Origin of the sequence: Streptomyces sp. NPDC059695 (assembly GCF_042733785.1) — a bacterium.
Lineage (GTDB): Bacteria > Actinomycetota > Actinomycetes > Streptomycetales > Streptomycetaceae > Streptomyces.
The window spans coordinates 262,265-280,045 of the sequence record NZ_JBHWFF010000005.1; the positions used below are offsets into that span (position 1 = coordinate 262,265).

17 protein-coding genes are annotated in these 17,781 nt (G+C 72.8%); 10 read left to right on the plus strand and 7 right to left on the minus strand.

The features are described 5' to 3' along the window. Window positions 1–2: 2 nt before the first annotated feature. The 5 genes from ACFV2S_RS09130 to ACFV2S_RS09150 all read right to left on the minus strand — a co-directional run bounded on the left by ACFV2S_RS09130 (window position 3) and on the right by ACFV2S_RS09150 (window position 4,691). Entirely contained in the window at window positions 3–1,787 is a 1,785-nt protein-coding gene (locus ACFV2S_RS09130) for a glycoside hydrolase family 15 protein (protein ID WP_385555658.1), read from the minus strand. A gap of 34 nt (window positions 1,788–1,821) precedes the next feature. Beyond that, the gene (locus tag ACFV2S_RS09135; protein WP_385555660.1) at window positions 1,822–2,637 is read right to left on the minus strand and encodes an SURF1 family protein; all 816 of its coding nucleotides are present in this window, start codon (window positions 2,635–2,637) and stop codon (window positions 1,822–1,824) included. An 81-nt stretch (window positions 2,638–2,718) separates the two neighbouring features. Further along, entirely contained in the window at window positions 2,719–2,952 is a 234-nt protein-coding gene (locus ACFV2S_RS09140) for a hypothetical protein (RefSeq protein WP_361408056.1), read from the minus strand. Window positions 2,953–3,015: 63 nt separating this feature from the next. Beyond that, complete coding sequence (locus ACFV2S_RS09145; protein WP_385555662.1) at window positions 3,016–3,990, minus strand: DEDDh family exonuclease; 975 nt, start codon at window positions 3,988–3,990, stop codon at window positions 3,016–3,018. Next, window positions 3,987–4,691, minus strand: coding sequence for a TetR/AcrR family transcriptional regulator (locus ACFV2S_RS09150; RefSeq protein WP_385555664.1), 705 nt, complete (start codon window positions 4,689–4,691; stop codon window positions 3,987–3,989). The genes ACFV2S_RS09145 and ACFV2S_RS09150 overlap by 4 nt, the downstream gene beginning before the upstream one ends. A gap of 96 nt (window positions 4,692–4,787) precedes the next feature. Between ACFV2S_RS09150 and ACFV2S_RS09155 the strand changes: the two genes are divergently transcribed. The 8 genes from ACFV2S_RS09155 to ACFV2S_RS09190 all read left to right on the plus strand — a co-directional run bounded on the left by ACFV2S_RS09155 (window position 4,788) and on the right by ACFV2S_RS09190 (window position 12,402). After that, a complete protein-coding gene (locus tag ACFV2S_RS09155; RefSeq protein WP_383786760.1) occupies window positions 4,788–5,585 on the plus strand; it encodes an acetoacetate decarboxylase family protein in 798 nt (265 codons plus the stop codon). Next, window positions 5,585–6,469: an SDR family NAD(P)-dependent oxidoreductase gene (locus ACFV2S_RS09160; RefSeq protein ID WP_385555666.1), complete on the plus strand. Its 885-nt coding sequence runs from the start codon at window positions 5,585–5,587 to the stop codon at window positions 6,467–6,469. The genes ACFV2S_RS09155 and ACFV2S_RS09160 overlap by 1 nt, the downstream gene beginning before the upstream one ends. Window positions 6,470–6,480: 11 nt before the next feature. Beyond that, entirely contained in the window at window positions 6,481–7,764 is a 1,284-nt protein-coding gene (locus tag ACFV2S_RS09165) for an amidohydrolase family protein (RefSeq protein ID WP_385555668.1), read from the plus strand. Then, the gene (locus ACFV2S_RS09170; protein ID WP_385555670.1) at window positions 7,761–8,987 is read left to right on the plus strand and encodes an amidohydrolase family protein; all 1,227 of its coding nucleotides are present in this window, start codon (window positions 7,761–7,763) and stop codon (window positions 8,985–8,987) included. Before ACFV2S_RS09165 ends, ACFV2S_RS09170 begins: the two co-directional genes overlap by 4 nt. A 24-nt stretch (window positions 8,988–9,011) precedes the next feature. After that, window positions 9,012–9,725: a VIT family protein gene (locus ACFV2S_RS09175; RefSeq protein WP_385555672.1), complete on the plus strand. Its 714-nt coding sequence runs from the start codon at window positions 9,012–9,014 to the stop codon at window positions 9,723–9,725. A gap of 110 nt (window positions 9,726–9,835) precedes the next feature. Further along, complete coding sequence (locus tag ACFV2S_RS09180; protein WP_385555674.1) at window positions 9,836–10,711, plus strand: sterol desaturase family protein; 876 nt, start codon at window positions 9,836–9,838, stop codon at window positions 10,709–10,711. Then, complete coding sequence (locus ACFV2S_RS09185; protein WP_385555676.1) at window positions 10,708–11,340, plus strand: lysoplasmalogenase; 633 nt, start codon at window positions 10,708–10,710, stop codon at window positions 11,338–11,340. Before ACFV2S_RS09180 ends, ACFV2S_RS09185 begins: the two co-directional genes overlap by 4 nt. A gap of 18 nt (window positions 11,341–11,358) precedes the next feature. Continuing rightward, a complete protein-coding gene (locus ACFV2S_RS09190; RefSeq protein WP_385555678.1) occupies window positions 11,359–12,402 on the plus strand; it encodes a zinc-dependent alcohol dehydrogenase family protein in 1,044 nt (347 codons plus the stop codon). Window positions 12,403–12,447: 45 nt separating this feature from the next. Here the strand turns inward: ACFV2S_RS09190 and ACFV2S_RS09195 are convergent, their stop codons facing one another. Together ACFV2S_RS09195 and ACFV2S_RS09200 are read right to left on the minus strand one after the other, a co-directional pair. Further along, window positions 12,448–13,746, minus strand: coding sequence for a CoA transferase (locus ACFV2S_RS09195; RefSeq protein ID WP_385555680.1), 1,299 nt, complete (start codon window positions 13,744–13,746; stop codon window positions 12,448–12,450). Window positions 13,747–13,827: 81 nt separating this feature from the next. Then, window positions 13,828–15,363, minus strand: coding sequence for a S8 family serine peptidase (locus ACFV2S_RS09200; protein WP_385555682.1), 1,536 nt, complete (start codon window positions 15,361–15,363; stop codon window positions 13,828–13,830). Between the two features lie 273 nt (window positions 15,364–15,636). Between ACFV2S_RS09200 and ACFV2S_RS09205 the strand changes: the two genes are divergently transcribed. Further along, complete coding sequence (locus tag ACFV2S_RS09205; protein ID WP_383786729.1) at window positions 15,637–16,011, plus strand: DUF485 domain-containing protein; 375 nt, start codon at window positions 15,637–15,639, stop codon at window positions 16,009–16,011. Continuing rightward, window positions 16,008–17,633, plus strand: a complete 1,626-nt coding sequence (locus tag ACFV2S_RS09210; RefSeq protein ID WP_385555684.1) for a cation acetate symporter — start codon at window positions 16,008–16,010, stop codon at window positions 17,631–17,633. The genes ACFV2S_RS09205 and ACFV2S_RS09210 overlap by 4 nt, the downstream gene beginning before the upstream one ends. Window positions 17,634–17,781 lie beyond the last annotated feature (148 nt).

The window sequence follows — 17,781 nt, forward strand, 5'->3', positions numbered from 1 at the left end:
GGCTATCCTGCCGTCTCCCCGGCGTCGAGCGCGATGGCGGTCCCCACGAGTCCGATGTGGCTGAACGCCTGCGGGAAGTTCCCCAGCTGACGTCCCGCCACCGGGTCGTACTCCTCCGCCAGGAGCCCCACGTCGTTGGTGAGGGCGACGAGCCGCTCGAAGAGCTCGCGGGCCTCGTCGGCGCGCCCGGTCAGCCGCAGCGCGTCCGCCAGCCAGAACGAGCAGACCAGGAAGGTCCCCTCCTGCCCCGGCAGCCCGTCCAGGCCGGTGGAGTCGGGGCTGTAGCGGCGCAGGAAGCCGCCGTGCATCAGCTCGTCCCGCACGGCGTCCACGGTCCCCACCACCCGGGGGTCGTCCGGCGGCAGGAAGCCGACCTGCGGGATGAGGAGGGTGGCGGCGTCCAGCCCGGTCGAACCGTACGCCTGGGTGAAGGTGTTGCGCACGGGGTCGTACGCCCGCGCGCACACCTGGGCGTGGATCTCGTCCCGCATCGTCCGCCAGCGCGCCGCGTCCCCCGGCAGCGAGGGGTCGGACTCCAGCGTGCGGACCGCGCGGTCGGCGGCGACCCAGGCCATCACCTTCGAGTGGGTGAAGTGGCGGCGCGGGCCGCGGACCTCCCACAGGCCCTCGTCGGGCTCCCGCCAGGTGGACTCCAGGAAACCGAGCAGGCTCAGCTGGAGGTTCCAGGCGTGCCGCTCCGACGGGATCCCGGCCTCACGCGCGCGGTGGAGGGAGTCCATGACCTCGCCGTACACGTCGAGCTGGAACTGGTCCACCGCGGCGTTCCCGGTCCGGACCGGCGCGGAGCCCGCGTAGCCGCGCAGCCACGGCAGGCTGGTCTCCGGCAGCCGGCGCTCCCCGGCCGGTCCGTACATGATCTGGAGGTCGGCGGGGTCGCCCGCGACCGAGCGCAGCAGCCAGTCCCGCCAGGCGGCGGCCTCCTCGTCGTATCCGGCGGCGAGCAGCGCGCCGAGGGTGAGCGAGGAGTCGCGGAGCCAGCAGGCGCGGTAGTCCCAGTTCCGTACGCCGCCGAGCTCCTCCGGCAGGGAGGTGGTGGGGGCGGCCATGATCCCGCCGGTGGGGGCGTACGTGAGGGCCTTGAGGGTGATCAGGGAGCGCAGCACCGTCTCCCGGTAGGGGCCCCGGTAGGTGCAGCGGCCCGCCCACGCGCGCCAGTCCGCGAGGCACACCTCCAGGGCCTCGAAGGGATCGACCAGGTCGGGGCGCGGCTCGTGCGAGGGGTGCCAGGTCAGGACGAAGGCCACCTTCTCGCCGGGGGTGACGGTGAAGGCGGACTGGGTGGAGAACTGCTGGCCCCAGGTCTTCACGTCCGGCTCGCTGCGCAGCCAGACCGAGTCGGGTCCGGCGATCGCGACCCGGTGGCCGTCGGCCCTGCGCACCCAGGGCACGATCGAGCCGTAGTCGAAGCGGAGCCGCAGCACGGAGGCCATCTCGACGGTGCCGCTGATCCCCTCCACGATCCGCATCAGGTCGGGCGCCCTGTCCCGCTGCGGCATGAAGTCGATGACCTTGACCGTGCCGGTGCGGGTCTCCCAGTAGGTCTCCAGGACGAGGGAGTCCTCGGCGTAGCGGCGGGTGGTGCAGGTCGTGGCGCCCTTGGGCGCGATCGTCCAGTGGCCGTTGTCCTCGTCGCCGAGGACGGCGGCGAAGCAGGCGGCGGAGTCGAAGCGGGGCAGACACAGCCAGTCGACCGATCCGTCGCGGCCGACGAGGGCGGCGGTCTGGAGGTCGCCGATGAGGGCGTAGTCGTCGATACGTTGTGTCACGCTCTGGGCTGTTCCCGGAAGCGGCGACGGTCAATCAGCGGGACGGGGCCACCTGCGCCGCCGCCGGGTCCGGTTCCGGCAATCCGGGGACGTCGGAGGCGGTGCCGGCCTCCCGGTCGCGCTTCTCCCGGCGTACCAGGATCACCCAGCCGACGGGTACGCCCGCCACGAAGAGCCACCACTGCACGGCGTACGCCATGTGGGGACCGATCGAGTCGTGGTCCGGCTCGGGGATCATCTCGGGGGTGTCGCCGGCCGGCTCGGGCGCGGTCAGCTCCAGGTAGCCGCCGAGGACCTCGCGGCCGATGAGCTGGGCCTGCTGGTGGCTGCTGATGAGCATGACCTGGCGGTCCGGCAGGCCCTTGAGGTCCTTGATGCCGCTGGCGCCCGTCGTCTCGTCCGCCTTGAGCCGGCCGCTGACGGTGACCTCGCCCTTGGGGGCGGGCGGGACCGGCGGGTAGGAGTGCTGGTCGGCGGCGGCCGGGACCCAGCCGCGGTTGACCAGGACGACCTTTCCGTCGCGGAGGACCAGCGGGGTCAGGACGTGCACGCCCACCCGCTCGTCGGAGGAGGTGCGGCGGCGGACGACCACCTCGTGGGCGGTGTCGAAGGTTCCGGTGGCGGTGATCGGCCGCCAGTAGTCGCCGCGCGGGACGGTGTGCCCGGGGGAGGTGAGCTCCTCGACGGGGACCGGCTTCGCCTTGAGGTTGTCCGCGATCAGGGTGTTCTGGGCGACCCGGTTCTCGTGGCGATGGAACTGCCAGAAGCCCAGCTCGATCATCGTGGGGATGAGGACGAGGGCGACCAGGGTGAGGATCACCCACTGCCGGGACAACAGGAAGCGGTACACCCCATGACCGTACCTTTCGGGCCGCGGGGTGTACGCACGGGGGGTTCGGGTGAATCGCGGCACCCGCCCGGGAACGTTTCCTCACACCCTGTCGACGATGCCCGCCTTCCCCTCCGCGCGGGCGCAGTGGCCCCCGCAGTACCAGCTGCCGTCGACCTCGACGCCCTGTCCGATGATCTGGACCCGGCAGTGCTCGCAGATGGGCGCCATGCGGTGGATGGCGCAGGCGAAGCAGTCGAAGACGTGCACCGCGCCCTGCGCGTGCACCTCGAAGGACATGCCGTAATCGTTTCCGCAGACCTCACAACGTGCCATGCGCCACAGGGTGGAGCGCCCGGCGGGCGCGCGCAGCTCGGCACGCCCGCAGGGCCGGGGGTGTCACCCGTCTGCCGGGCTCACGTCCCGCAGCAGCTGCGTGTAGGCGGCCTCGTCGACGACCGGGGTGCCGAAGGACCGGGCCTTGAGCGTCTTGGAGGTGGCGGAGTCCGGGTCGTTGGTGACGAGCAGGCTGGTCAGCCGGGAGACGCTGCCGGCGACGTGCAGGCCGGCCTCGACGGTGCGGTCCTCCAGGAGCTCGCGGTCGACGGAGGTGTCGCCGGAGAAGGCCACCCGCATGCCCTGCTTGAGCGGTTTGTCCGACTCGTACCGGCCGGGGTTGGGGTACGGGCACGGCGGGCGCTTCCGCGAGGGCCGCCAGCCGCCCGCCCGGTAGGAGGCCTGCGCGCCGATCCGCGGCTGCGTGGGCGCAGAGGCCCACTCCGTCAGCGGCCGGCACTCCAGGAGCGGCAGCCGGACGTTCCGCTCGGCCGCCGCGTGCAGGCTCGGCCGGAACGCCTCGGCGAGCACCCGGGCGTCGTCCAGCGCGTTGTGCGCGCGCTGCTGCACGACACCGAAGTGCGCGGCCAGCGACTCCAGCTTGTGGTTGGGCAGCGGCAGCGACAGCTCCTTCGCCAGCGCGATCGTGCACAGCCGCTGGCGCACGGGCGCCGCGGACTCCGCGCGCGCGTACTCCCGGGCGATCATCTGCCAGTCGAACATGGCGTTGTGCGCGACGAGCACCCGGCCGTCGAGCCGCGCCGCGAACTCCGCCGCGATCTCGGGGAAGAGCGGCGCGCCCTCCAGGACGTCACTCGTCAGCCCGTGGATCCAGACCGGGCCGGGATCGCGCTCGGGGTTGACGAGCGTGTACCAGTGGTCCTCGACGTTCCCCTGGGCGTCCAGCCGGTAGACGGCAGCCGACACTATCCGGTCGTCCCGTGCGAGTCCGGTGGTCTCCACGTCGACGACCGCGTACCCCTGCGGGTAGGCGGCCGGCCACATCGCTGCTGTCGTACGGTCGTCAAGCACGGTCACTGAGAATACGGCCCGCGACCGACACTCCCGTCCCCGGTGTCCCCCAGGGCTCCCTTTCCGGTGTCCTCGCCGGTGTGTCCGGCGGCCTCCGCGAGCAGACCGTCCACCAGGGCCCGTACGGAGTCGGCGAAGAGCCGCTCGGTGTCGATCGGAGCGGCGAGGGCGCGCGCGAGGGGCCCGTCCGCCTCGGCCTCCTCGCCGCGCCACAGCTCCTCCTCGGCCGGGGACTGGGCGGGGGCCCGCTCCCGGTTGCGCTCCACCAGGACGTAGCCCACCACCTGGAACTGCACGGCGCGGACGGCCCGCGCGGCCCGCGCCCCCCGCAGCCCCGCCGCGTGCGCCTCGCGGACCAGGGCGCGCTGGGCCGGCAGGAACATGCGCTCCGTCAGCCCCCGTTCGTGGACCATCGCCACCAGGTGCGGGCGCTCGCGCAGCGCGCGCCGCAGCGCGCGGGCCACCGACACGATCCGCTCGGCCGGGGTCGCGCCCCGGGGGCGGATCGTGCCCAGGTCGGCGACCGTGCGGGCGACGAGGGCGTCGAGGAGCGACTCGCGGTTCCCGACGTGCCAGTAGATCGAGGTGACCGCGGTGCCGAGCTCGGCGGCGAGCCGTCGCATCGTGAGCGCGTCCGGGCCGTGCTCCCTCACCAGGGCGGCCGCGGTGTCCAGGACCTCGTCGCGGGTCAGCGCGGAGCGTGCCATCGGTTCCCCCAACTCCTCTGCGTGCACACCTCTTTACCCTTCGGCGGCAGCGGTGTAACTGTGTTACAGGCCGACGATCCCGAAGGGTGGTACGTCATGGCACGAGTACGGTACGGGGCACGCGGTGACGCGGAGGCGGCGGCGGCCCGCGAGCGGTCCGCCAAGCTCCCCGACATCTGGTCCACCGGTGTGGTCGCCGTCTGGGAGACCGACCCGGACGTCGTGGCGGCGGTCCTGCCGCCCCCGCTGAAGCCCACCGCGCGCCCCCTGGTGCGCGCCAACATCAGCAAGGTCGACCTGCCCGGCTATCCGCTCGGCGCCGGCTCGGTCGCCGTGGCCGCCGCCCACGGCGACCGCGAGGGCTGGTACCCGCTGGTCATGCCGATGACCCACGAGCGGGCCCTGATCGGCGGGCGCGAGGTCTTCGGCGAGCCGAAGAAGCTCGGCGAGGTCACCGTCGAGCGCGAGGGGCTCGTCGTGCGCGCCGCCCTCGCCCGGCACGGCATCGCCTTCGTCGAGGTGCGCGGCGCGGTCTCGGGGCCGCTGCCGCTGCCGGAGCCCGTCGAGAAGACCGACTTCTACTTCAAGTTCCTCCCGGGCGTCGAGGGCACCGGTTTCGACGCCGATCCCGTCCTCGTCCACTGCGTCCGCAACGAGAAGGTGCGGAAGCTGGAGCGGATCACCGGCGACGTGGTCCTGCGCGAGTCCATGTACGACCCGGTCGCCGACCTCCCCGTGCGCCGGCTCGTCGAGATCACGATCGGCGAGAAGACCACCGACCAGAAGGGCACGGTCGCCGAGCGCGTCTCCGCCCGGGACCTGCTGCCCTTCGTCCACCAGCGGTACGACGACCCCCTCCAGATCCTCGACGGACCCCCGGAAGGAAGTGTCTGATGGAGCTGCGCCAGGGGCAGGTCGCCGTCGTCACGGGCGCGGCGAGCGGCATCGGTCTCGCGATGGCCCGCCGCTTCGCCGCCGAGGGCCTGGCCGTCGTCCTGGGCGACGTCGAGCGGGCCGCCCTCGAGGAGGCCGCCGAGGAGCTGGCGGCGGGCGGGGCGCGGGTCCTCGCCCGGACCGTCGACGTCTCCGACCCGGACCAGGTGAGGGCGTTCGCGGACGCCGCGTACGACACCTTCGGCGCCGTCCACGTCCTCTGCAACAACGCGGGCGTCGGCTCCGGGGCCGAGGGCCGCATGTGGGAGCACGAGCCCAACGACTGGAAGTGGGCCTTCTCCGTCAACGTGTGGGGCGTCTTCCACGGCATCCAGGCCTTCGTCCCGCGCATGCTCGCGGGCGGCGAACCCGGCCACGTCGTGAACACCTCCTCCGGCGACGGCGGCATCGCCCCGCTGCCCACCGCCTCCGTGTACGCGGTCACCAAGGCCGCCGTCGTCACCATGACCGAGTCCCTGTACGCGCACCTGAAGGCCGAGCACGCGCGCGTGGGCGCCTCCGTCCTCTTCCCGGGCCCGCACATGCTCCGCACCGGCCTGTGGGAGTCGCACCGCAACCGGCCCGAGCGCTACGCCAAGGAGAAGCCGCGCAGGACCCCGTACCGCAGCCTCGACCAGTACGAGGCCGCGATGAAGGAAGCGGGCCACGAGGTGACCTTCACGCCGGTGGAGGACGTCGCCGGGCACGTCGTCGACGGCATCCGCGCCGACCGCTTCTGGATGCTGCCGGCGAGCGAGCACAGCGACCGCCAGATCACGGCGCGCTCGCGGTCCATGCTCGACCGGGCGAACCCGTCGTACCTGGAGAGCTTCATCCTCGACTGAGGGGCCTGACCATGACCTATGAGGACCCGTACCTGATCATCTCCTCCGACTGCCACGCCGGGCTTCCCACCGAGGAGTACCGGCCCTATCTCGACCCCCGCTTCCACCGGGACTTCGACGACTTCCTGGCGGGGCGCGAGGCCCGCCGGGAGGCCATGACCCGGCTCGGGGTGCGCAACGAGGCCTTCGCGGACCGGTGGTTCAGCGACAACGAGGAAGGACTGCGCGGCGGCTGGGACCCCGCGCAGCGCATCAAGGAGCTCGACGGCGACGGGGTGGCCGGCGAGGTCGTCTTCCCCGACGCGGACGCCGTCGACAGCCGGACCGCCGCGCCCTTCGGCGTCGGCCTCGGGCTCTCCGGCGACCAGGACCCGGAGCTCGGCATGGCGGGCGCGAAGGCGCACAACCGCTGGCTCGCCGAGTTCGTCTCCGCGAACCCGCACCGGCACCGCGGGGTCGCCCTCCTGCCCGTCACCGCCGACGTCCGCGAGGTCGTCGCCGAGATCCACCGGGCCAAGGAGTCCGGGCTCGGCGCGCTCATGATCCCCTCCATGTGGGTGGACAAGGCCCCGTACCACGACCGGCGTTACGACCCGGTGTGGGCGGCGGCCGCCGAGACCGGCATGCCGGTCGTCACCCACTCCGGGGCGGCGCCCCGCGAGGAGTACGGCGACCACCTCGGGATCTACGTCTCCGAGGTCACCTGGTGGCCGGCCAGGCCCCTGTGGTTCCTGCTCTGGTCGGGCGTCTTCGAGCGCCACCCCGGCCTGCGGTTCGGGGTCGCCGAGTCCGGCTGCTGGTGGCTGCCGAACCTCCTCTGGTTCATGGACCGGCTCTACCTGGGCGCGCACGGCGGGAAGAAGCTGTCCCCGTTCGCCGAGCTGAAGCGCCCGCCGAGCGAGTACCTGGACCGGCAGGTCTTCGTCTGCGCCACCAACACCAAGCGGCGCGAGCTCGCGCAGCGGTACGAGATCGGCGTCGACAACATCCTGTGGGGCTCGGACTTCCCGCACCCGGAGGGCACCTGGCCCGACACGCGCGCGTGGCTGCGGAGGACCTTCCACGACATCCCCGTCGGGGAGACCCGGCGGATGCTCGGCCTCGCCGCCGCCGAGGTCTTCGGGTTCGACGTCCCGGCACTGGATCCGATCGCCCGCCGGATCGGCCCCACCCCCGCCGACCTCGGGCAGCCCGCCGACCAGGCCGCCGTCGAGGCCTCCTGGGCCCGCTCCCGCGAGGTCGGGCGGCACTGGCTCACCGACCACGAGTTCCCGGTCCTCGGGGTGACGCCGTGACCGAGCGCTACACCGTCGTCTCCGCCGACTGCCACGCCGGCGCCGACCTCCTCGACTACAGGCCGTACCTGGAGAAGAAGCACCACGACGACTTCGACGCCTGGGCGGCCGGCTACGTCAACCCGTACGAGGACCTCCTCGCCGACACCGCCGACCGCAACTGGAACTCGGGGCGCCGGCTGCGCGAGCTGGAGGCGGACGGCATCGTCGCCGAGGTCGTCTTCCCCAACACCATCCCGCCGTTCTTCCCCAAGGCCTCCCTGATGGCCCAGCCGCCCACCCGCGCCGAGTACGAGCAGCGCTGGGCCGGGCTCCAGGCGCACAACCGCTGGCTCGCCGACTTCTGCGCGGACGCCCCGGGGCGCAGGGCGGGCGTGGCCCAGATCCTGCTCAACGACGTGGACGCGGCGGTCGCGGAGATCCGCCGCGCCCGCGACGCGGGACTGACCGGCGGCATCCTGCTGCCCGGTGTCCCGCCGGGCTCGCCCGTCCCCGAGCTGTACTCCGAGGCGTACGACCCGATCTGGGCCGTCTGCGCCGAGCTCGACGTGCCGGTCAACCACCACGGCGGCTCCGCGTCGCCGCCGCTCGGCGACGAACCGGCCGCCCGGGCGGTGTTCATGGTGGAGACCACCTGGTTCTCCCACCGGGCCCTGTGGCACCTGGTCTTCGGCGGCGCCTTCCGGCGCCACCCGGGGCTCAAGCTGGTCCTGACCGAGCAGGGCTCGGGCTGGATCCCGGGCGTGCTCGACATGCTGGACTACTACCACCGGCGCCTGGTGTCGGCCGCGACGCGGGCCGCCACCGCCGAGTCCAAGTTCGGCGCCGGCCTCGCCGCGTCCATGGGCAAGGGCCCCAAGGAGGTCTGGCGGGACAACTGCTTCGTCGGCGCGAGCTTCATGCGCCCCCACGAGGTGCCGCTGCGCGACCGGATCGGCCTGGACAAGATCATGTGGGGCAGCGACTACCCGCACGACGAGGGCACCACCCCGTACTCCCGCGAAGGCCTCCGCATCGCCTACGCGGGGCTGCCCCGGGAGGAGGTCGCCGCCATGGTCGGAGGGAACGCCGCCCGCGTCTACGGCTTCGACCTCGCCCTCCTCGACCGGCTCGCCGCCGTCCACGGTCCGGCCGTCGAGGAGATCGCGCAGCCGCTGAAGGAGGTCCCCGAGGGGGCCACCAGTCCGGCCTTCGCCCCGGGCGGGTCGGTCCGCGTGTGGTGACGCGGCGGGTGCGACCCTCCTGGAGTGACTGAAGCCCCCGCACACGACGAGGCCCACGGCGGCGGTCTCGGCACCCGTCTCAACTGGCTCCGGGCCGCCGTGCTCGGAGCCAACGACGGCGTCGTCTCCACCGCCGGCCTCGTCGTCGGCGTCGCCGGCGCCACCGAGTCCCGCGACGCCCTCCTCACGGCCGGCCTGGCGGGCCTCCTCGCCGGCTCGATGTCGATGGCGGCGGGGGAGTACGTCTCGGTCTCCACCCAGCGCGACTCGGAGAAGGCCGCGCTGGCCCAGGAGAAACGCGAACTCCGCGAAGACCCGGAAGCGGAACTGGCCGAACTGACCGGCCTGCTCGCCGCCCGCGGCCTCTCCCGGGAGGTGGCCCGCGAGGCCGCCGAGCAGCTCACCGCGCGCGACGCGCTGCGCGCCCACGCGCGCGTGGAGCTCGGCATCGACCCCGACGACCTCACCAACCCCTGGCACGCGGCCGGCGCCAGCTTCCTCGCCTTCACCGTCGGCGCCCTGCTCCCGCTGCTCGCGATCGTCATCCCGCCGGCCTCCGCCCGCCTCTGGGTCACGGTCCTCTCCGTCCTCGCCGCCCTCACCCTCACCGGCTGGTGGAGCGCCCGCCTCGGCAGCGCCCCCACGGCCCCGGCGATCCTCCGCAACGTCGCGGGCGGAGCCCTCGCGATGGCGGTCACCTACGGCGCGGGATCTCTGCTGGGGGCGGCGGGGGTCTAGGGGGTGTCCTGTCTTGTCGGAAGGTGCCAAAGCTTGCTGACAAGTCGTCTCACTTACTTGTAAGTAATGACGTCTAGCCGCGTCCGCCCGCCGCCCCTACCGTCGTCGTCATGCCGCACCTGCCCGATGTCGTGCTCTGGTCCATACCGGCGTTCGTCCTGCTCACCGTCCTGGAGATGGTCAGCCACCGCATCCACCCCGACGAGGACGCCGCCGGGTACGAGGCCAGGGACGCCGCCACCAGCATCGGCATGGGGCTCGGAAGCCTCTTCTTCGACGCGCTGTGGAAGATCCCCGTGGTCGCGCTCTACACCGCCGTGTACGAGCTGACCCCGCTCCGCGTCCCCGTCCTCTGGTGGACGATCCCGCTCATGCTGCTCGCGCAGGACTTCCTGTACTACTGGCAGCACCGCGGGCACCATGTCGTCCGCATCCTGTGGGCCTGCCACGTCGTCCACCACAGCAGCCGGAAGTTCAACCTCAGCACCGCGCTGCGCCAGCCGTGGACCGGTGTCACGGGCTGGCCCTTCTACCTGCCGATGATCGCCCTCGGCGTCCACCCGGCCGCCCTCGCCTTCTGCTACTCGGTCAACCTCGTCTACCAGTTCTGGATCCACACCGAGCGCATCGACAGGCTGCCCCGCCCCTTCGAGTACGTCCTCAACACCCCCTCGCACCACCGCGTCCACCACGCCTCCCAGGGCGGCTACCTGGACCGGAACTTCGGCGGCATCCTCATCGTCTGGGACCGGGTGTTCGGCTCCTGGACGGGCGAGACCGAGCGGCCCGTCTACGGACTCACCAAGAACATCGAGACCTACAACCCGCTCCGCGTCGCCACCCACGAGTACGCCGCCATCGCCCGCGACCTGCGCGCCGCGCACGGCTGGCGCGAACGGGCCGGACGGGTCCTCCGCGGCCCCGGCTGGCAGCCGGCGCCCCCGGTCCCGGCGACCGGCGCCGCCGCCCCGGAGGCCACCGCGTGAAGACCTCCTCCCGCGCCCTGCTCGCCGCCTTCGCGCTCGCGTCCGCCGTCGACCTGCTCTCCCTGCTCGCCGGCGCCGACCTCGGCCACCGGCTGGCCAAGCCGCTCCTGATGCCCCTGCTCGCCGCGTACGCCGCCACCCGCGGCGCCCCGAGACTCCTGACCGCGGCGCTCCTCCTCGGCTGGGGCGGCGACGTCCTCCTGCTCTCCGACGCCGACGGGGCCTTCCTCGCCGGCATGGGCTCCTTCGCCGCGGGCCACGTCTGCTACCTGGTCCTCTTCGGCCGGAGGCGTACGTCCCCGGCGCTCGGGGCCCTGTACGCGGTCGCGCTCACCGGCACCGTCGTCCTCCTCTGGCCCGACCTCCCCGCCGGGCTCCGGATCCCCGTCGCCGGATACTCGCTGCTGCTCACCGCGATGGCCTACCGCTCCAGCGCCCTCGGGCGCACGGCCGGGATCGGCGGCGCGCTGTTCCTGCTGTCCGACACCCTCATCGCCACGGACGTCGCCGCATGGCCCCAGCTGCCGGCGCCCGACTTCTGGGTCATGCTGACCTACATCGCGGCGCAGTACCTGCTGACCGCGGGCACGCTCCACGCGATGTACGGTGAACGTCGTACAACCGTCTGACAGCAAGGACCGCCCCCCATGCGCGCCACCACCATCCACGCCCCGTTCGACATGCGCGTGGAGGACGTGCCCGACCCGGTGATCCAGGAGCCCACGGACGTCGTCCTGCGGGTCCTGCGCGCCTGCATCTGCGGCAGCGACCTCTGGGCCTACCGCGGCGAGTCCGCCCGGCAGCCCGGCCAGCGCATCGGCCACGAGTTCCTCGGCATCGTCGAGGCCGCCGGCTCGGACGTCACCGGCTTCGCCGCCGGAGACCTCGTCGTGGCCCCCTTCGTCTGGTCCGACGGCAGCTGCGCCTACTGCGCCGAGGGCCTCCAGACCTCCTGCCCGCGCGGCGGCTTCTGGGGCTCCGTCGGCTCCGACGGCGGCCAGGGCGAGGCCGTCCGGGTCCCCTTCGCCGACGGCACCCTCGTCAAGCTGCCCGCCGAGGCGGCCGACGACGACCGCCTGCTCACCGCGCTGCTCGCCCTCTCCGACGTCCTCGGCACCGGCCACCACGCCGCGCTCGGCGCGGGCGTGAAGCCCGGCTCCACCGTCGCCGTCGTCGGCGACGGGGCGGTCGGCCTCTGCGGCGTCCTCGCCGCCAAGCGCCTCGGCGCCGAGCGGATCATCGCGCTGGGCCGCCACACCGCCCGGACCGACATCGCCCGCGCCTTCGGCGCCACCGACGTCGTCGCCGAGCGCGGCGAGGCCGCCGAGGCCGCCGTCCGCGAGCTCACCGGCGGCCAGGGCGCCCACGGCGTCATCGAGGCCGTCGGCACCGAGCAGTCCATGCGCACGGCCGTCGCGATCGCCCGCGACGGCGGCTCCATCGGCTACGTCGGCGTCCCGCACGGCAGCGGCACCGGCCTCGACCTCTCGGTCATGTTCGACCGCAACATCGCGCTGCGCGGCGGGGTCGCCCCTGTGCGCGCGTACATCCCGGAACTCCTCCCGGACGTCCTGTCCGGCGCGATCGACCCGTCCCCGGTCTTCGACCTGACGGTCGGCCTGGACGGCGTCCCGTCCGGCTACAGGGCGATGGACGAGCGCACCGCCCTGAAGGTCCTGGTCAAGCCGTAGCGCGGAAGCCCGGCCGGCCCCTCCGCGGAGCCGGCCGGGCGCCGCTCACGCCCCCGCCCACTCCGGCGCGTCCGCCCCCGCGAGGCCCGGCGGCCGTGACCAGCCCGTCGGGCCGCCCTCGTACGACACCGGGGACAGTGCGTGCCGCAGGTGCCCCAGCGGGCCCCGCGACTCCGTGACGTACCGCTCCGGTTCGTACCGGGGCAGCGTCCGCGTCAGCCAGTGTCCGGTCTGGGCGAGCGCCAGGCGGACCAGCCGGCTGCCGCCCTCCGCGCGCTGCTCCGTCAGCGAGCGCAGCACCGCCGCCGCGAGCAGGTACCCCGTCCCGTGGTCCAGCGCCTGCGCCGGCAGCGCCCCGGGCTCCGCGGCCGAGCCCTCGGTCACGGCGATCCCCGTCGCCACCTGCACCAGGGAGTCGAAGCCCCGCCGCCCGCCCCACGGCCCGTAGTCGCCCCAGGCGGAGAGCCGGGCGGTCACCAGACCCGGCCGCCCCAGGTCGAACCGGTCGAGCGCGCCCGGCCGGTAGCCGGTGACCAGCACGTCGGCGGAGTCGAGGAGCTCGTCGAAGGTGCGCCGGTCCGAGGGCCGGTCCAGGTCGAGGGCGGCGGTCCGCTTGCCGACGTCCGCGTCCGCGTGCTGGTCCGGCAGTTCGGGACTGCCCGGAAAATCGATCCGCAGCACGTCCGCGCCGAGCAGCGCGAGGGTCCGGGTCGCGACCGGCCCGGCGATCACCCGGGTCAGGTCCAGGACCCGCAGCGGACCCGTACGGCCCCGGGCCGGGGCCTCGTCCAGACGTTCCCGGGTGAACAGCGGCCGCGCCGCCACCTCCCGGCCCTGCTCGCCCGCCGCCCACTCGCCGGGCGTGCGCAGGGCGACGGCCAGGCCCCCGGCCGCGTACACCGCCGTCTCGACCTCGACGGCCGCGCGCTCGCCGATCGCCGCCGCGACGGCCTCGACCGTGTCGGGTACGCCCAGCGCCGCGAGCAACGCCGCCTTGTGGTGGGGGTAGTTGGCGTGGGTGCGGACCCAGCCGTCGGCCGCCCGCCAGAACCGCGACAGGGGTGCGAAGCTCACCGGTGCCCGCCCGTCGACCCGCAGGTGACGCTCGCTCACGAAGGCGGTGGCGACCGCCCCGTCGTCCACCCGCACCGGCCCCGGGAGGCCCGCGTGCTCCACCGCGGCCAGGGAGCAGGCCGCGACCGCGCCCCGCGCCAGGTCCATCACCGGCAGGCGCGCGGGCAGCAGCCCGGACACCCCGCCGAACTCCACGCGGTCGACGAGGGCGGGATCGCCGCCCAGGGCCGACCACAGCAACTCCGTACCCGTACGCACTGTGTTGTCCATGAGCGCAGTGTGGCACTCGGTGCCACGCGAAGGGCCCCGGTGTGGCGTCACCACACCGGGGCCCTCACCGGACCGCGCGGACTACCAGCGGACGGCGTCGAGCGCGTCGATCAGACCGGCCCCGTAGAAGCCGTTCTTGTTCTTGCCGCCCTCGCAGACGGCGTCGACCTTGCCGTCGCCGTTGATGTCGTACGGGTTCGTGCAGGCGCGGTCGTCGGCCTGCGCGTACAGCAGCGCCTTCAGCGCCGCCGGGCTCGCGTAGGGGTGCGTCGACTTGATGAGCGCCAGGACGCCCGCCGCGTGCGGCGAGGCCATCGACGTACCGGCCTTGTAGTTGTAGCCGCCGTTGACCGTGGTCGACAGGATGCGGCCGTTGACCGCCGGGGCGTCCGGCGTCTGGTACTCGGTGCGGTCACCGCCGGGGGCGGCGACGTCGATGACGCCGAGACCGTAGTTGGAGTAGGACGCCTTGAGGTCCTTGGCGCCGGTCGCGGAGACCGTCACGACGCCCGGCAGCTGGGCCGGGTAGTCGAAGCACTCCTTCGGGTCGATGACCCGGTCGCCCGGAGTGGTGTCGTTCGGGCTGCTGTTGTCGACGATCGAGTCGGCCGCGAGGTCGAACGACGAGTTGCCGGCCGCCGCGACGTTGACCGTGCCCCTGCGCTCCGCGTAGCGGGTCGCACGGGTGACCGCCTCGATGAGGGCCTTCTGGTCCTCGTCGTTCTTGCAGGCGAACATCCACGGGTCGGTGTAGTAGCTGTTGTTCGTGATGTCGACGCCGTGCTCGGCCGCCCACACGAAGCCGCAGACGACGGCCTCGGTGTAGAAGAAGCCGTCCGGGGTGGACACCTTGATGCCCGCGAGCTTCACGCCCGGCGCGACACCGGTCACGCCGATGCCGTTCTTCGCGGCGCCGATGGTGCCCGCGACGTGCGTGCCGTGGTCGCTCTCGCCCGCGTTCGGACGCCACGAGCCGGGGGTCGTGTCCGGCTTGCCGGAGACGCAGTTGGCGGACGCGGCGGCGTTGAAGTTCGGGGCCAGGTCCGGGTGGGTGTCGTCCACACCGGTGTCGATGATGCCGACGGTGACCCGCTTGCTGCCGAGCGTCTTCTGGTGGGCCTTGTCGGCCTTGATCGCCGGGAGGTCCCACTGCAGGGGCTCCAGCGGGTCCTGCTCGTCCGTCGCGCGGGCGGCGGCGGCCTTCGCCTCCGCGGCGGACAGGGCCTGCGCGCCCTCGTCGACGGAGTCGTCGGACTGGACGGAGAGCGGGGCGGTCCGGGTGGAACCGGCCGACACCACGCCACGCGCCGTGCGGATCGTCTTCGCGAACTCGGGGTTCTGCGAGTGGACGACTATCACGCCTATCTGGTCGTACGAGATGACCACCTCGCCACCGGCGGCGGCGATCGCCTTCTTCACCGAGGCGGCGGTCCAGCGGCCACCCTCGACGTTGACGACGTACGAGAGCTTCGGGCCGTTCGTCACCACGGTGGCCGGAGCGTCGCTCAGTTCCGCGGCGGAGGCGGCGCCGGGTGCGAGGAAGCCGAGCGAGGCCGTGAGCGCGAGACCAACCGGCAGAGCGAGAGCTCGGCCGCGCCTCGATCCCAGATGAGCCATGGGTTCTCCACATCATCCGTATGTACTGTCCACGCGCGGGTTTGCGCGCGGACAGGTGCATGACGAGTGAAGCTATCGCTGATCTTCCCGAACCTTCAATGAGTTGAGAAGACTTCATGAAGATATGTTCAAAGAAAAGTCTCGGATGAACCGCGTCGCTTCCGGCTCCGTGCCGTTGGTCGAGGGAGGGGCTCCGCCCGGTGCCCCGCGACCCGCACCCCCGGTGAGGCCCCCTTGATCACGCCGTCCGCCCCCGCGTCACGAGGAGATTCCGTGGCTACCGAAGCACCGCCGCCGCCCAGAGACGGCACGGAGACCGACCACGGTCCCGCGTCGCCCACCACGGAGCAGTTCATCGAGGTCCAGGAGGGCGCGGAGTTCGGCGAACTGCGCCGCGCCCACCGCTCCTTCGCCTTCCCGCTCACCCTGGCCTTCATCGCCTGGTACCTGCTGTACGTGCTGCTCTCCAACTACGCGGGCGGCTTCATGGGCACCAAGCTCTTCGGCAACATCAACGTGGCGCTCGTCCTCGGCCTGGGCCAGTTCGTCACCACGTTCCTCATCGCCTGGCTCTACTCGCGGCACGCGGCACGCCGGCTCGACCCCAGGGCCGACGCCATCAGAACCCGTATGGAGGGCGACGCATGAGCACCCCCGTCCTGCTCGCGGCGGGCAACGCCACCACCGAGCACCGGCCCCTGATCATCGCCCTGTTCGGCGCCTTCGTCGTCGCCACCCTCGCCATCACCGTCTGGGCCGGCCGCCAGACCAGGAGCGCCGCCGACTTCTACGCCGGCGGACGTCAGTTCACCGGCTTCCAGAACGGCCTCGCGATCTCCGGCGACTACATGTCCGCCGCGTCGTTCCTCGGCATCGCCGGAGCCATCGCGCTCTTCGGATACGACGGCTTCCTGTACTCCATCGGCTTCCTCGTCGCCTGGCTCGTCGCCCTGCTCTTGGTCGCCGAACCGCTGCGCAACTCCGGCCGGTTCACCATGGGCGACGTCCTCGCCTACCGGATGCGCCAGCGCCCCGTCCGCACCGCCGCCGGGACCTCGACCATCGTCGTCTCGATCTTCTACCTGCTCGCGCAGATGGCGGGCGCGGGCGTCCTCGTCTCGCTGCTCCTCGGCATCACCAGCGACGGCGGCAAGGTCGCGATCGTCGCCCTGGTCGGCCTCCTGATGATCGTGTACGTGACGATCGGCGGCATGAAGGGCACCACCTGGGTGCAGATGGTCAAGGCGGTCCTGCTCATCGCGGGCACGCTCCTGATCACCTTCCTCATCCTCCTCAAGTTCCACTTCAACGTCTCGGAGCTGCTCGGCGCCGCCGCCACCAACAGCGGCAAGGGCTCGGCCTTCCTGGAGCCCGGTCTCAAGTACGGCGCCACCGCCACCTCGAAGCTGGACTTCCTCTCCCTCGGCATCGCGCTCGTCCTCGGCACGGCCGGCCTGCCCCACATCCTGATCCGCTTCTACACGGTGCCGACGGCCAAGGCCGCCCGCAAGTCCGTGAACTGGGCCATCGGCATCATCGGCGCCTTCTACCTGATGACGATCGTCCTGGGCTTCGGCGCCGCCGCCCTCCTGAAGAACAGCGACATCGTCGCCTCCAACAAGGCCGGCAACACCGCCGCCCCGCTCGCGGCCCTGGAGATCGGCGGCGGAGCCGGCTCCACCGGCGGCGCGATCCTCCTCGCCGTCATCTCCGCCGTCGCCTTCGCGACCATCCTCGCCGTCGTCGCCGGCCTGACCCTGGCCTCCTCGTCGTCCTTCGCGCACGACATCTACGCCAACGTCATCCGGCGCGGGAAGGCCACCGAGAAGGAGGAGGTGCGGGCCGCCCGCTGGGCCACCGTCCTCATCGGCATCGTCTCCATCGCGCTCGGCGCCCTCGCCCGCGACCTCAACGTCGCCGGACTGGTCGCCCTCGCCTTCGCGGTCGCCGCCTCGGCCAACCTGCCGACGATCCTCTACTCCCTCTTCTGGAAGCGGTTCACCACCCGGGGCGCGCTGTGGTCGATCTACGGCGGACTGGTCTCGGCGGTCGTCCTCGTGCTCTTCTCGCCGGTCGTCTCCGGCAAGCCCACCTCGATGTTCAAGACCGTGGACTTCTACTGGTTCCCGCTGGAGAACCCCGGCATCGTCTCCATCCCGCTTGGCTTCCTGCTCGGCTGGCTCGGCTCCGTCCTCTCGAAGGAGACCCCGGACCGGGGCAAGTACGCGGAACTGGAGGTCAAATCCCTCACCGGAGTGGGCGCGCACTGACCGGAACGCACCGGACCGCATACGGTCCGCGACCATCCGGCGGGGGGGGGGGGGGGGGTGGGGGGGGGGGGGCGCCCCCCGGCGGCTACCGAGACCCCCGCGCGCAGCCCCCGCCCGCCCCACCCGGAGCGACACCACACCCACAAAC

What these genes read in the sequence shown, in the direction of transcription:
- ACFV2S_RS09160 (WP_385555666.1), top strand. Translation starts at nt 5,585, where the DNA reads ATGGAGCTGCGCCAGGGGCAGGTCGCCGTCGTCACGGGCGCGGCGAGC.
- ACFV2S_RS09155 (WP_383786760.1), top strand. Translation starts at nt 4,788, where the DNA reads ATGGCACGAGTACGGTACGGGGCACGCGGTGACGCGGAGGCGGCGGCG.
- ACFV2S_RS09150 (WP_385555664.1), bottom strand. Translation starts at nt 4,691, where the DNA reads ATGGCACGCTCCGCGCTGACCCGCGACGAGGTCCTGGACACCGCGGCC.
- ACFV2S_RS09210 (WP_385555684.1), top strand. Translation starts at nt 16,008, where the DNA reads ATGAGCACCCCCGTCCTGCTCGCGGCGGGCAACGCCACCACCGAGCAC.
- ACFV2S_RS09165 (WP_385555668.1), top strand. Translation starts at nt 6,481, where the DNA reads ATGACCTATGAGGACCCGTACCTGATCATCTCCTCCGACTGCCACGCC.
- ACFV2S_RS09200 (WP_385555682.1), bottom strand. Translation starts at nt 15,363, where the DNA reads ATGGCTCATCTGGGATCGAGGCGCGGCCGAGCTCTCGCTCTGCCGGTT.
- ACFV2S_RS09140 (WP_361408056.1), bottom strand. Translation starts at nt 2,952, where the DNA reads ATGGCACGTTGTGAGGTCTGCGGAAACGATTACGGCATGTCCTTCGAG.
- ACFV2S_RS09180 (WP_385555674.1), top strand. Translation starts at nt 9,836, where the DNA reads ATGCCGCACCTGCCCGATGTCGTGCTCTGGTCCATACCGGCGTTCGTC.
- ACFV2S_RS09195 (WP_385555680.1), bottom strand. Translation starts at nt 13,746, where the DNA reads ATGGACAACACAGTGCGTACGGGTACGGAGTTGCTGTGGTCGGCCCTG.
- ACFV2S_RS09190 (WP_385555678.1), top strand. Translation starts at nt 11,359, where the DNA reads ATGCGCGCCACCACCATCCACGCCCCGTTCGACATGCGCGTGGAGGAC.